At 65.7% G+C, this 14460-nt stretch carries 9 protein-coding genes; 2 read left to right on the top strand and 7 right to left on the bottom strand.

Translation table 11 applies throughout. The features are described 5' to 3' along the window. Positions 1–55: 55 nt before the first annotated feature. Both betB and betA read left to right on the top strand, forming a co-directional pair. Positions 56–2107 carry a betaine-aldehyde dehydrogenase gene (gene betB / locus MTR66_RS16790; protein ID WP_407673068.1) on the top strand — a complete coding sequence of 684 codons (2052 nt, stop codon included), beginning with the start codon at positions 56–58 and terminating at the stop codon, positions 2105–2107. A 48-nt stretch (positions 2108–2155) separates the two neighbouring features. Then, positions 2156–3814 (top strand): choline dehydrogenase, encoded by a 1659-nt coding sequence (gene betA / locus MTR66_RS16785; RefSeq protein WP_243923185.1) that lies wholly within the window; start codon positions 2156–2158, stop codon positions 3812–3814. Between the two features lie 59 nt (positions 3815–3873). On the opposite strand, the gene MTR66_RS16780 is transcribed toward betA, so the two are convergent. The 7 genes from MTR66_RS16780 to MTR66_RS16750 all read right to left on the bottom strand — a co-directional run bounded on the left by MTR66_RS16780 (position 3874) and on the right by MTR66_RS16750 (position 14442). After that, positions 3874–5934, bottom strand: coding sequence for a phosphocholine-specific phospholipase C (locus MTR66_RS16780; protein WP_243923183.1), 2061 nt, complete (start codon positions 5932–5934; stop codon positions 3874–3876). A 203-nt stretch (positions 5935–6137) separates the two neighbouring features. Next, positions 6138–7076: a Vgb family protein gene (locus MTR66_RS16775; protein WP_243923180.1), complete on the bottom strand. Its 939-nt coding sequence runs from the start codon at positions 7074–7076 to the stop codon at positions 6138–6140. A 38-nt stretch (positions 7077–7114) separates the two neighbouring features. After that, positions 7115–8884, bottom strand: a complete 1770-nt coding sequence (atzF, locus tag MTR66_RS16770; RefSeq protein ID WP_243923178.1) for an allophanate hydrolase — start codon at positions 8882–8884, stop codon at positions 7115–7117. Next, on the bottom strand, positions 8881–12477 hold the full coding sequence (gene uca, locus MTR66_RS16765) for an urea carboxylase (protein WP_243923176.1): 3597 nt from the start codon (positions 12475–12477) through the stop codon (positions 8881–8883). The genes atzF and uca overlap by 4 nt, the downstream gene beginning before the upstream one ends. After that, positions 12474–13109: an urea amidolyase associated protein UAAP2 gene (locus tag MTR66_RS16760; RefSeq protein ID WP_243923174.1), complete on the bottom strand. Its 636-nt coding sequence runs from the start codon at positions 13107–13109 to the stop codon at positions 12474–12476. The genes uca and MTR66_RS16760 overlap by 4 nt, the downstream gene beginning before the upstream one ends. A 14-nt stretch (positions 13110–13123) precedes the next feature. Continuing rightward, a complete protein-coding gene (locus MTR66_RS16755) occupies positions 13124–13966 on the bottom strand; it encodes an urea amidolyase associated protein UAAP1 (RefSeq protein ID WP_243923171.1) in 843 nt (280 codons plus the stop codon). Further along, the gene (locus MTR66_RS16750; protein ID WP_243923169.1) at positions 13963–14442 is read right to left on the bottom strand and encodes a CopG family ribbon-helix-helix protein; all 480 of its coding nucleotides are present in this window, start codon (positions 14440–14442) and stop codon (positions 13963–13965) included. The genes MTR66_RS16755 and MTR66_RS16750 overlap by 4 nt, the downstream gene beginning before the upstream one ends. Positions 14443–14460 lie beyond the last annotated feature (18 nt).

Raw genomic sequence — 14460 nt, 5'->3', positions numbered from 1 at the left:
CATCAACCCTTGCAAGGCAACGGGCGAAAGGCTAGCTGCGAACACCAGTTATTGAATGATCATTCAGGATAAGATCATGGCGACAAGTTCGGCTACAACTAAGTCCCCGTCAAGGCATGATGCCCGTTCGCGCCAATTGATCGAGATGACCATCGACAGTTTGGCCGAAACCGGCTTCTCCGGCACGACCCTGGCCGAGATCGCCGGGCGCGCCGGAGTCTCGCCCGGCCTTGTCGCGCATTACTTCAAGGACAAGAACGGCCTTCTGGAGACGGCGTTCCGCGCACTCGCCTTCCGGCATGGTGAAGCGGTGCGGATGCGCATGGTCGCGGCGGACACGCCGCGCGCAAGAGTGCAGGCGGTGATCGACGCCAGCCTCTCCCGCCAGGAGATCGACGCGCGCACCAGCACCGTTTGGCTCGCATTCTGGGGGCAGGCGCTGCAGCACCCCCGCCTCGGCCGCATTCAGCGCGCGTACCAGCGCCGCATGATCTCGAACCTCAGCCATGCGCTGCGTGCCATGGAAACGCCCGAGGAAGCCCGCAAGACCGCGGCCATGGTCGCGGCCATGATCGACGGGGTCTGGCTGCGCGGCGCCTTGTCCGGCTGGAGTGAGATCGATCCCGAAGCCGCCCGCGAGATGCTGACTTTCGTCGTTGACGATTCTCTCGCGCGCAATGCTCTTCCCCCGCAAACCGCCCCGGCCCGCGTGCGCCCGGTCAATCCGGCCACCGGTGAGACGATTGCCGATATTGCCGTAACCACGCCGGACGAAATTGGCGCCATGGTGGAAAAGGCCAGAACCGGTCAGGCCGAATGGGCGGCCATGAGCGGAACCGAGCGTGGCCGGGTACTGCGGCGGACCAGCGACATCCTGCGCAGCCGCAACGACAGCCTTGCCGAAATCGAGACGCGCAACACCGGCAAGCCAGTAATGGAAACCAAGGCGGTCGATATCATTTCCGGCGCGGATTGCCTTGAATACTACGGCGGAATCGCCTCCACCGTTGCCGGGCAGTTCCTCGATCTGGGCGCAGCGGCCTTCGGCTATACCCGCCGTGAGCCGCTGGGCGTGTGCGCGGGGATCGGCGCCTGGAATTATCCGATGCAGATCGCCTGCTGGAAAGCGGCCCCGGCGCTGGCCTGCGGCAATGCGCTGATCTTCAAGCCCGCCGAACAGACACCGATGACGGCGATGGAACTGGAAAGCATCTTCCGCGAGGCCGGTCTTCCCGAAGGCGTGTTCCAGGTGGCGCAAGGCTATGGCGAAACCGGGCGCGCGCTGATTGCGCATCCCGGCATCGCCAAAGTCTCACTCACCGGCTCGGTGCCCACAGGCCGCCTGGTCATGGGCGAGGCCGCGAAGGGCCTGAAGCCCGCGACGCTCGAACTGGGCGGCAAGTCGCCGCTGATCGTGTTCGAGGACGCCGATCTCGACAACGCGGTGAGCGGCGCGATGATGGCGAACTTCTATTCGACCGGACAGGTCTGTTCGAACGGCACCCGCGTGTTCGTGCACCGTTCGGTCCTCAAGGGTTTTCTCGACCGCCTGACCGCGCGCACGAAAGCGCTGCGCATCGGCGATCCGTTCCACCCGGAAACGCAGATCGGCCCGCTTGTCAGCGCCACGCAGCTCGATCTCGTACTCGGCCATATCCGCCGCGCCCGGCGCGAGGGCGTAAAGCTGATCCTGGGCGGCGAACGCCTGACGGGGGGCGAGTACGACCGTGGCTTCTACGTCGAGCCCACGATCTTCCAGGCAGACAGCGACAGCGCCGCGATCGTGCGCGACGAGGTGTTTGGCCCGGTCATGCTGGTGTTGCCGTTCGACAGCGAAGAGGAAGTCATCGCCCGGGCCAACAACACCGAGTTCGGGCTGGCCGCGGGTGTCTTCACCAATGACCTCATGCGCGCGCACAATGTGGTGGCCGCACTGCAGGCAGGCACCTGCTGGATCAACGACTACAACATCACGCCGATCGAGCTGCCCTTCGGCGGCTACAAGGCCTCCGGGCTCGGGCGCGAGAACGGCCTCGCCGCGATCGAGCACTACACCCAGATCAAGAGCGTCTACGTCGCCAAGGGCGATGTCGATGCGCCGTACTGATCGTTCCCTTCCATCACACTGACACACGGACCTTTCAGAGAAGACTTCATGGACGCGCAATTCGACTACATCATCGTCGGGGCAGGCTCCGCAGGCTGTGTCCTGGCGGACCGGCTGAGCGCGGACGGCACCTGCAGCGTGCTGGTGCTGGAATTCGGCGGCTCGGACCGTTCGGTGCTGATCCAGATGCCCAGCGCGCTGTCCTATCCGATGAACATGAAGAAGTACGACTGGCGCTATTACTCCGAACCGGAAGAGCACCTTGGCGGGCGGCGCATGCACACCCCGCGCGGCAAGGTTCTGGGCGGATCGTCCTCGATCAACGGCATGGTCTATGTGCGCGGCAATCCCATGGATTTCGAACGCTGGCAGGATCTGGGCGCCGAGGGTTGGGACTATGCTCACGTGCTGCCCTACTTCCGGCGCGCCGAAACGCGGGCGGAAGGCGGCGATGCCTATCGCGGCGGGAACGGCCCGCTGCACACGCAATACGGCAAGCTCCGGAACCCGCTCTATTCCAAGTTCGCCGAAGCCGCGCAGCAGGCCGGATATCCCTTCACCCCGGACTATAACGGCGCGCAGCAGGAAGGCTTCGGGCGGATGGACATGACTGTCCACAATGGCCGCCGCTGGAGCACCGCCAACGCCTATCTCAAGCCCGCGATGAAGCGGAAGAACCTGCACGTCGAAACCCACGCACTGGCCGAACGCATGCTGTTTGAAGGGCGCCGCGCCACCGGCGTGCGCTATGAGAAGGGAGGCCAGGTTCGCGAAGCGCGCGCCCTGCGTGAAGTGATCGTCGCCAGCGGCCCGATCAATTCGCCCATGCTGCTCAAACGCTCGGGCATCGGCCCCGCTGCGGAACTGGCCGCGCTCGGCATCGAGGTGCTGCACGATCTGCCGGGCGTGGGCGAAAACCTGCAGGACCATCTTGAATTCTATTTCCAGATGGAATGCACGCAGCCGGTCACGCTGTTCTCCTCGATGGGCCTGCTGGCCAAAGCCCGTATCGGCGCGCAGTGGCTCACCCTGAAAGAAGGTCTGGGGGCAACGAACCACTTCGAAAGCGGCGGCTTCATCCGTTCACGCCCCGGCGTGGCCTATCCCGATATCCAATACCACTTCCTGCCGCTGGCGGTCTCCTACGACGGCTCATCGATGGCGGACCGGCATGGCTTCCAGGCCCATGTTGGCCCGATGCGCTCAAAAAGCCGGGGCCATGTCACGCTGCGCTCGGCAGACCCGCACGAGGCGCCGAAAATCCGCTTCAACTACATGAGCCATCCAGACGACTGGGTGGAAATGCGCGCCTGCGTGCGCCTGACCCGCGAGATCTTCGCGCAGGAGGCCCTGGCCCCCTATTCCGGCCGGGAAATGCAGCCGGGCGCAGACGTAACCACCGACGAGCAGATCGATGCTTTCGTGCGCGAGGCGGTGGAAAGCGCCTATCACCCTTCCTGCACCTGCAAGATGGGCGCGGCGGACGATCCCATGGCCGTGCTGGACCCGCACCTGCGCGTGCGCGGCGTGGAGGGGCTGCGGGTGATCGACAGTTCGGCCATGCCCGCGATCACCACCGGCAATCTCAACGCGCCCACCATCATGCTGGCCGAAAAAGGCGCCGATCACGTTCTGGGCAAGGATACCCTCACGCCGGACAGGGCCCCGTTCACGCGGAGCGAAAACTGGGAAACCGCGCAACGCTGAACAGGCGGCGCGGCTTCCGCATGCCTCCTAGGCTCAGGAAAGCACGGCCTTCAGACGCTTCATGCCATTTCCAGCGCAGGGTCCGAACGGCTTGCCCTCCCGGTTTCGGCATGCCCTGCAAACCGGCGGCGCAGCGCGGCCCCTTCCTGGGCAACGTGCAGGTCATACCAGTGATCGTTTGCGGCAACCGGGATGGTCAGAGACCTTTGCTCACCGGAGGCCAGCGTCAGGCTTACCGGCTCGATCTCGCCATAGACCGGCGCTGTAATCGCGAAAGTCTCAGCGCTCCCGCTCATATTGACGATCGAAAGGCGAAGGATATCGGGATCGCTTTCATCCAGCACGATCACCGGCGTGCGCAGGCTTTCCTTGCCTGCATCGCCTGCCAGTTCCCGCAGCCAGCCATTCGGCCCGTGGACCGACAGATCGTATGCACCATCGAGAGGCAGTCCTGGCAGAACGTCCGAAACTTCCTTGCCCGGCTCCAGCGTATAGGACCACGGCCCCGGCGCGCCGCTGCCGTGGGCATAGACCTGATAGACAACGCCTGCCATGCCGCCATTGGCAAAGGTCAGTTCCAGCCCGGCATCGCCGCGGCGCGCGCTGACGTTCAGGCGGTAGGGCAAGGGCCGCGCCGGGCGGCGGCCCGGCTCCTGCCGCGGCACGGCCTGCGCTGCGGGAACTTCTGGCAGCGGCAGCGCGGCGACAGCCATGATCCGCGCAAGGTAATCATCCGTTGCCGGCAGAGCATGGAGTGCCGATCCATCCGGATCGCTGAAATCGAACAGGCTGGTGAGATCGCCCGTCACGGCACGGCGCCAGGGCGTGATATTGGGCTCCATCACCCCGAACCGCCGTTCCAGGAAGCGGATGACCGAAGTATGGTCATGAACCTGCGAATTGACCCAGCCCCCGCGCGACCAGGGTGAAATGGCCAGCAGCGGCACACGGATGCCGAGCCCCACCGACTGGCCGTCATAGACCTCCCCGCGCGTATCGGCAGTGCTCAGTCCCATGGCGGGGGCAGTCGCCGGAATCGGCCCCGGCATATGATCGAAAAAGCCGTCATTCTCGTCATAGTTGATGATCAGCGCGGTCTTGGCCCAGACTTCCGGATTGGAAACCAGCGCATCCAGCACGCGCGAGGTCATATCCTCGCCGAACGCGGGCGGCGCTTCGGGATGCTCGCAGAATTTGGTCGGCGTGACGATCCAGGACACTTGCGGCAGGCGATCCGCCTGCACATCGGCCTTCAGGGCATCAACGAGATACTGTCCCGTCGTCTCTGCCGCGTTTTCCTTCGTGGAGCCTGGCACCATCGCCCTGCCCCGGCGGTAGAGGCCGGATGCGGGATCGAGGCCGCGGAACTGCTCGAAATAGGCCAGCGAATTGCAGCCGAAGTTGTCGAACTCCTGATAGACTTTCCAGTCCACCCCGGCTTTTCCCAGCCGCTCGGCATAAGTCGTCCAGCGCGCGGCACCCGCCCAGTCCGGCTTGTCCAGACTGGCATCGCCGGTCCAGTTGCCATCGTCCTCGTTATGCACCGCATGGCGGCGCATATCGCCCACGGCCATGCCGCTGGTGCCCGTGAACAGGTACATGCGGTTGGGGTTGGTTGGGCCGTGGAGCGAGCAGTAATAGGCATCGCACACGGTGAAGGCATCGGCGAGCGCATGATAGAAGGGCACGTCCTCGCGCGTGAAATAGCCCATGGTCATCGCGGTCTTGTGCTTGATCCACACATCGTAACCGGCCCACTCGGCCGCATCGCCCTTCCAGCTGTGGTCGAGGCTCTTGAGAAGCTGGCCGCTCGTGGTTTTGGCATTCATGCGAAACGGCAGGACCTCCCCGCCTGCCGGATCGGGCTGGTGAAACACCGTCTTGCCCGGCCCCAGCCGCAGCGGACGCGGATCGGCAAAACCGCGCACGCCGGGCAGCGTCCCGAAATAATGATCGAAAGACCGGTTCTCCTGCATCAGGATAACGACATGCTCGACGTCGTGAAGCGTGCCTGTCCGCCGGTTCGCGGGCTGCGCCAGGGCCTTGGCGATCGGCGCAGGCACGGCCCCCGCCGCCGCAAGGGATGCCAGCCGCTGCATGAAAAGGCGGCGATCGATCATCAGATTCCTCCATCTGCGAGGAATCTTGAATAGCAATTCACATCGTCGCCCACAAGGCTGCCGCCGCAGGTCAGCCCGCTGCGGAAATTTAATCAAATATATGTTTTTGCATTGATTATTTTTTGAACAAACATTCAAATATGTAATCTTGCGGCAATATATGCACCGCCTCCAAACAACCCGGCACGTTCGGAGAGCAAGCTTTACTCCTCCCGCTCGCCCTCCAAGGCGGCATTCGGCCACCATGTAAGCGTGTGCTCGTCGTGGGCCGTAGTCCAGACGCCTGAAGGGGTGTACCGCAAGGCACCGCTGCCAGCCGCTTCGCCGAAACGTGCCTCGACCGCATCGGTTTCGGGATCGATCACCGCGAAGACCTGATCGTCGGTCGTGCGCAGCCAGACTTTGCCGTCACCGGTGTCGATGTCTCCCCATTTGAGGTTGTCGCCGACTTTGATGCGGCTCACCACTTCACCGCTTTCGGGGGCGATCCGGGCGACCGTGCCGTCGCCCTGTTCCTGTACCCAAACCGCACCCGCACCGGCGGCGAGGAAGCCCGGCTGCTTGCCCAGCGGCGTCTTGCTGGTCACGGCATTGGTCTCGGGATCGATGCGCTGCAGGGTCTGCTCCGAGGCACTGACGGCCCAGAGCGAGCCGAACCCGAAGGCGAGATACCAGGTGCCCGGATCGGCCTTGATCGTGGCCGTCACGGCGTTGGTGTCGGGATCGATGCGGGAGATCTGGCCCGCATTGTCGCTGGCGATCCAGATCGATCCGGCGCCGGCCACGACATTGAGTTCGCCCATGGGGCTGGCGATCCCGGTTTTGATCGTGGCCGTAACTTTGGCCTTACCCATGTCGATGCGGTTGATCGCGCCGTCCGCGCAGTTCGCGGCCCAGAGCGCGCCATAAGCGATCGCCATCGTGCCGCAGGGGCGGGCGAGAGGCACTTCGGCCAGCTTGCCTGCCCTTGACCAGCGCTCGATCCGGCCCTTGTTCGTGGTCCAGACCGTATCGCCATCGACGGCGAGGAAGTCCGCGAAGCCGGGCACCTTGATGACCTGCTCGCCTTCCGCCAGCGCCGGCGGTGCGATTGCAGCAAGGCCTGCCGTGGCCATGAGAAACATTAGCTTGAGCCTGTTCATCTTTTCCCCCTTCGGTCTTGCTGCGATCCGGCGCTGTTTCAGGCCAGTTGCGCGATGTAGTTGCGCCAGCCGCCCAGCGCGGTGATGTCCTCGGCGCCCACGGTCGCGCGCGGTTCCGACACGAACCCTTTGACGCTGGTCCCATCGGCCAGCGTGACGGTGCCGATGGCGAGCGGCGCGGGCACTTCGGCAACGAAGCTGCCGAATTCGGCCACGCCCAGTTCGTAGACTTCGACCGGAATCCCGGCGCCGTCCTCGCTGTGGACGAGCGCGGGCTTGGGCGGCGTGCTCTCCGCCATGGCATAGAGCCGGTAAGTCGGCGCGGTATCGAAAGCGCCCACGAACTTCGCATCGCGCGAGGTGAGCTGCCAGTGGAGCGGCATGTCCTTCAGGTGAGCGCCGACGACGGCGAGTTTTACAGTCTGCATATGTCCCTCAAAGTCGAGTGATGGCGGAGGCGGAAGGTCCGCAGCGGCAAGGTAGGCATCGACTGCGTCCAGCAGCGCGCGGTCGGTATCGGCCGGGCCGATCAGGGTTATGCCGAACCCGGTGGCGTTCGTGCGAATGCCCGCGGGCACGGCCAGCGCGGCCATGTCCAGCAGGTTCACGAAATTGGTATAGGCGCCAAGGTTGCTGTTGAGCGCGACCGGCGCGGCGAGCATTTCCATCACCCGGTACGTCGTGCCGGTGGTGGGGAAGGCCATCATGTCGATGTTCGCCCAGAGCGTATCCGCATGGCGCTTGAGCTCGGCGAGGCGGTAGATGCCGTTGAACAGATCGACGGCCGTCATCGGCAGGCCCTGCTCCACGACTTCGCGAACGGTCGGGTCCACCGCGTAGGGATTGTTGGCGAGGATATCGGCCATGGCGGCAGTGCGTTCGGCCACCCAGGGGCCGCCGTAGAGCAGCAGCGCGGCTTCCTGCAGCGGGGCGTAGTCGATCTCGACCACTTCGCCCAGCAGGCCGAGCTTCTCCAGCGCGCGGTCGTAGAAGTATTCGGATTCGGCATCGCCGAAGAAATTGCGCTGATCGCGGCGCGGCACGCCGATGGTCCGGGTCTGGCGCGGCTGATCGGCCAGCGGCCTGGAGAACGGATCGGCCGGATCGAAGCCCGCGATCACGTCATCGACCAGCCGGGCATCGGCGGTATCGCCGGTGAAGACGGTGATGCAGTCGAGCGTGCGGCAGGCGGGCACGAGACCGCGCGTGCTCCACCGGCCCTTGCTGGGCTTGAACCCGATCAGGTGGTTGAAAGCGGCGGGCACGCGGCCCGATCCCGCCGTGTCGGTCCCCAGCGCGAAAGGCACCAGCCCGGCCGCCACCGCCACCGACGAACCCGAACTGGACCCGCCGCTGACGTAGCTCAGGTTATAGGCATTGCGCGGAATGCCGTAAGGGCTGCGCGAACCGTTCAGCCCGGTGGCGAACTGGTCGAGATTGGTCTTGCCGAGACACAGCGCCCCGGCCGCCTCCAGCCGTTCGATTACGCCCGCGGAAGCTTCCGGACTGTAAGCGAACGAGGGGCAGGCCGCCGTGGTCTTGAAGCCCGCCACATCGATATTGTCCTTCGCCGCGTAAGGCACACCGGCGAGCGGCAGGCTCTCCCCGGCGGCCACGCGGGCATCGACCGCGCGGGCGGCGGCGAGGAACTGCTCCCGCTCCGCGCGGCTGATCCAGATCTGCGGCTGGATGGCGTCGTAAGCCTCGGCGCGCGCCAGCGTTTCCTCGGCCACCGCGAGGGCGCTTGTCCGTCCGGCGTTGACGTCTGCGGCGATGGCGGCCGCGCTGCGGCGGTCGAGCGCCGTCATGCGCGCCTCGTGAGGGCCAGCATCGGGGAGCCGGGTTGCAATGACTTTCCTTCCTGCATGTAGAGCGCCGAAACGGTTCCGCTGCCGGGGCTTTCCACCGGCGATTCCATCTTCATCGCCTCGATCACCGCGATCCTGTCTCCCGCCGTGACTTCGTCTCCCGCCGCCACGAGCAGTTTCGCCACGACGCCGCCGTAAGGCGCTTCTACGAGATCGGCGCCGTCCGGCACGTCCACGGCACCGGGCGCGCTGTCTTCGGGCGCTTCGGTTTCGGTGACGCGGTCGAACTCGCCACGGCGCTGCCATTCGGCGCGTTCCTCATCGAAAGCCGCTTGCCGCCGGTCCTGAAATTCGGCGATCGACTGCGCGTTTTCGGCGAGGAAAGCGCGGTAGTCGGAGAGGCGGAATTCGGAAGGCTCGATCCGGATCGAACGGCGCCCGTTGGGAAAATCGCGACGCCATTCGGTCAGCTCTTCGGGGCTGACCGGGTAGAAGCGGATCTGGTCGAAGAAGCGCAGCAGCCAGGGCTTGCCTTCCACGAAAGCATCGGTCTGGCGGTAGGTGTTCCACACCTGGATCGTGCGGCCGAAGAGCTGATAGCCGCCCGGCCCCTCCATCCCGTAGATGCACATGTACGCGCCGCCGATGCCCACGACATTGGGTGGCGTCCATGTCCGCGCCGGGTTGTATTTCGTGGTGACGAGCCGGTGGCGGGGATCTACCGGGGTGGCGACCGGCGCCCCCAGATAGACATCGCCAAGGCCGAGCACGAGGTAGTTCGCCTCGAAGATCATGGCCTCCACTGCATCGGCATCGGGCAGCCCGTTGACGCGGCGGATGAATTCGATGTTGTCCGGGCACCAGGGCGCATCGTCGCGCACCACGTTCATGTATTTCCGGATCGTCTCGATCGTTGCCGGATCGCGCCAGCTCAGCGGGAGATGGACGATGCGCGAGGGGATCGAGAAATCCTCAAGGTCTCCCAGCCGCTCTTCGGCTTCCATCAGCATGGCGAGCGCCGCGCGCTGGTCCATCACCGCGCCATCGAAATGGAGCTGGAGCGAGCGAATGCCGGGCACGATATCGACGATGCCGGGCGGCGCGAGCCGTTCCAGCTCGCGCATCAGCGCATGGGCGCGGATGCGCAGCTCGATGTCGAGCACGATATCGCCGTATTCGACGAGGATGTTGCGGTCGCCCTGCTGCCGGTAGACGGTACGCGGATTGCCCGGCCCTTCGGGTATCTCGGCCAGAATCGGCGTGAGCGTTTCCACCGGGCGCGCGGGCGCAGGCACGGGCGCCGTGCCCGTTGCCAGGAATGCGCGCTGCGCGGCATCCGCTTCGGCCGCATCCTCCATCGTCACCGGGGCAAAGCGGATTGTGTCGCCCGGAGTGAGTTGGCCGATCTTCCAGCGGTCGGCCGCGATGATCACGAAAGGGCAGACGAACCCGCCGAGCGAGGGGCCGTCCGGGCCGAGGATGATCGGCATGTCCCCGGTGAAGTCCACCGCGCCAATGGCATAGGCATTGTCGTGGATGTTGGAGGGGTGCAGCCCGGCTTCGCCTCCGTCGGTCCGCGCCCATTGCGGCTTGGGGCCGATCAGGCGCACGCCGGTGCGGTTGCTGTTGTAATGCACCTGCCATTCGGCATCGACGATCATCGCGATGTCATCGCCGGTGAAGAAATCCGGCGCCCCGTGCGGGCCGTAGAGCACGCGCAGGGTCCATTCGTGCGAAACGCCGGGCAGCGCGGGCAGGCTGAGCGGCGTGCCGGTGTCCTGCCCGGCGAGATGCAGCGTGTCGCCCGCGAGCAGCCGCCGCGCCGCGATCCCGCCGAACTGGCCCAGCTCGAAGGTGCTGCAACTGCCCAGATAAGGCGCAACGTCGAGCCCGCCCGCAAAGAGGATATAGCCGCGCATACCGCCGCCGGTGGAACGGCCAAGCGCCAGCGTCTGCCCTGCCTTCACGTCCAGCGGCACACCGCGGGCCACCGGGGTGCCGTCCAGCGCTGCGCCGAAATCCGCCCCCATGAGGCAGATCCGTGCGGCCGAGACGAAGGACAGCGTGGGCCCGGTAACGGTGACTTCCAGCCCCGGTGTCCCTTCGGGATTGCCGAGCAGCCGGTTGCCGAGACGGAACGACTGATCGTCCATCGGGCCCGACGGCGGAACGCCCACGGCCCAGTAGTTCTGCCGCCCCGGCCAGTCCTGCACCGTGGTGGCAGTGCCGCCGCCGATCACGCGGATGCACTGCGGATCGTAGGCAATGCCGTCAAGCACGCGGGTGGAAACGCTGCCGCTGACGAATTCGGGCGAGCGGGTGACTTCGCGCAGCCAGCGCAAGTTCGTCTCGATCCCGTCGACGCGGCTCTTTGCGAGCGCAGCCTGCGCGGCCTCTACGGCCTCCTCCCGGCTGGGGGCATGGACGATCAGCTTGGCCAGCATCGGATCGTACCACGAGGTGACTTCGCTGCCCGCCGCGCACCAGGTCTCGATGCGGATGTCTTCGGGAAATTCCACGTTCGTCAGCGTGCCGGATGTAGGCCGGTAATCGAGTGCGGGGTCTTCCGCATAGAGGCGCATTTGGATCGAGTGGCCCTTGGGCGCGCCCGGTGCGCTACCCAGGAAACTGTAGTCCCCCGCCGCGCCGCGCACCATCCATTCGACCAGATCGATGCCCAGCACCGCCTCGGTCACGCCGTGCTCGACTTGCAGGCGGGTGTTCATTTCGAGGAAGAAGAACTCTTGCGTCTCGGCATCGTAGAGGAATTCCACCGTGCCTGCCGAGCGGTACTTCGCCGCCTCGCCCAGCCGGACGGCGGCGGCGAACAGTGCGGTACGCACGGTTTCCGGCAGCAGCGGCGCGGGCGCTTCCTCGACGACTTTCTGGTTGCGCCGCTGGAGCGAGCAGTCCCGCTCTCCCAGCGCGACGATCCTGCCCTCGCCGTCGCCGAAAAGCTGCACTTCGATATGGCGCGCGCGGCGCACGAAGCGTTCGAGGAACACCCCGGCATCGCCGAAATTGCTCTTGCCCAGCCGCGCCACGGTGGCGAAGCCTTCGCGCACATCGGCCTCGTCCTCGCAGACGCGCATGCCGATGCCGCCGCCGCCGGCCGTCGCCTTGAGCATCACCGGAAAGCCGATGTCCCGCGCGCCCTGGACCGCCTCGGCCTCGCTGGTGAGCAGCTCGGTGCCCGGAGCCAGCGGCACGTCATGCGCGGCAGCCAGCGCCCGCGCGCTGTGCTTGAGGCCGAAGGTGCGGATATTTTCCGGCGTCGGGCCGATGAAGGCGATGTCCGCCGCCGCGCAGGCTTCGGCGAAATCGAGATTCTCGGCCAGGAAGCCGTAGCCCGGATGGATCGCGCCTGCCCCGGTCTTGCGGGCGGCCGCGACGATCGCTTCGATGTTCAGATAGCTGTCGGCCGCGCGCGCGCCGCCGATGCAGACGGCCTCGTCCGCCTCGGAGACGTGAAGCGAGCCTTCGTCCGCTTCCGAATAGACGGCGACGGAGCGCAACCCCATGCGCCGCAGCGTGCGGATGATCCGGGTTGCGATCGCGCCCCTGTTCGCGATCAGAACGGTATCGAAATTCATGCGGTAACGATCATGCGCACAGGGCTGGGATCGAAGCCGTTGCACGGGTTGTTGATCTGCGGGCAGTTGGAGACGACCACGATCACGTCCATCTCCGCCTTCAGGTCCACCGTCAGACCCGGCGCGGAAATCCCGTCGACAATGCCGAGCGAACCGTCTTCCTCCACCGGAACGTTCATGAAGAAATTGATGTTGGAGACGATGTCGCGCTTGCTGCGCCCCTCGGTGAGGTTGGCCTCCAGGAAGTTCTCCACGCAGGCGTGCTGCGCCTTGGTGTGGTGGCCGTAGCGCAGCGTGTTGGATTCGCACGAGCAGGCGCCGCCAATGGTATCGTGATAGGCGACCGAAGTGCCCGCGATCGTCATCATCGGGCGTCCCTCGTTCGAGCGCAGCACAGTGCCGGTGCGCAGGAACAGATTGCCTTGCGCGGAGACCGTGTCCTGCGCGCTGTAGCGCTCGGAATCGTCGCCATCGGCATAGAGCAGGAAATCGACGGCCTGGTTGCCCTCCAGATCGACGATGCGAAGCGTCTGACCGGCGGCCACGTGGTGCAGCCAGGGCGCCCGTGCCGGTACGGTCTCGTCATGGACCACGGCACCGGGGAGGTCAGCCAGATAGGGGTCGGCGTTCATAGCGGCCTGTCCTTTCAGCGGCGGAAGTAATCTTCGACATTGAGGAAGGCGCGCAGGCCTTCCGGCGTGGCATTGCGGACCGGATCGTCCACCGGCGTGACCGGGCCGCGCCAGGCGGACGCGCGCAGCGGCGCGACCGTCCAGTCCTCGCGCGGATCGAGAACGTGCGGGCAATTGGCGATCACCACGATCACGTCCATCTCCGCGCGCAGCACCACGCTGCGGCCGGGTTCGAACGGGCCCATCTGCGGGGTGATGGCGCCGTCCGCCTCGATCCGGGTGCCCTTGAACAGGTTCACGCAAGGGTGAACGTCCCGCCGCCCCAGCCCATGCTTGGCGGCGCCCAGCAGGAACCGGTCGCGCCCGTTGGGATAGGGGCCGCTATTGCTGCCGTTGCCGTATTTCGCGGCATTGGTGGCGGCATTGGAGGCGCCGCAGAAACAGTCGTGCGTGCCCGCATCGTCTTCCAGCAGGCTCATCAGCACGCGGCCCATGTCGGACAGCAGCAGCTTGCCCGCGCCGAGATAGGCGTTCCACTGGACTTTCACGGTATCGGCGACATTGAGCCGTTCGGCGGGCATCTCCGCATTGAACACTTGCAGCGCGGCGCAGGCATCGCCCTTGAGGTCGATCAGCCGCAGCCGGGTGCCGCGCGAGAGCCGCCGCGTGGCATAGCCGCCTGCCGCAATGGTCTCTTCCCACACGAGGTCTTCGCCCGCTACGCCGGCGGGCAGATCGTCCGCCGCCGGGGGCAGCACCGGCATGCTTTCGACCACGGTTCCTTCCATGCCGCGTGCGTGATCGCGCGCGGCCAGGGGATTTGCCAAAGTCCCGGTCGTGCCCAGAGTCTCTGTCATCTATTGTCTCCGATCGGATAGGAGTGGCCGCCATCCTGCTTGTGCAAGGGCGGCAGCAGAGCAGTCGTGGTGACGAGTTCGAGCTGCTGCACCCCGCGAATGCGCCGGATGGCGTCGCAAAATTCCTTCAGCCGCACTGCCGGTCCCTGCACCAGCAGGACTTCGAGCGACTGGTCGTGCTCCAGAAAGACATGCTGCGAGGAGATGACTTCCTTGAGGTAATTGGCCTGCGTCAGAGAGAGCTGGTGCCGCACGCGGCCCCGCTCGCCCCGGTAAACCAAGGTGATCGTGCCCGCGAGCATCTCGTCCGGGTGGATCAGCGATTCGTGTTCCGCCAGCGCGTGCCGGATCAGCTCCGCGATGAGCTGCGAGCGCGACGGCAGCCCGCGCTCGGCCACCATGGTATCGAGCTGTCTGAAGAGTTCGGCCGGAAGGCTCATGCTGAGCCGGGCCAGACTGGCGGATTCGGAACTCATGCCCGCACCCTCTCAATT

It is taken from the genome of Novosphingobium beihaiense (assembly GCF_022832375.1).
Classification (GTDB): domain Bacteria; phylum Pseudomonadota; class Alphaproteobacteria; order Sphingomonadales; family Sphingomonadaceae; genus Novosphingobium; species Novosphingobium beihaiensis.
Note: the sequence above shows the minus strand (reverse complement) of the source record. Positions and strands in the feature narration are given on the sequence as shown.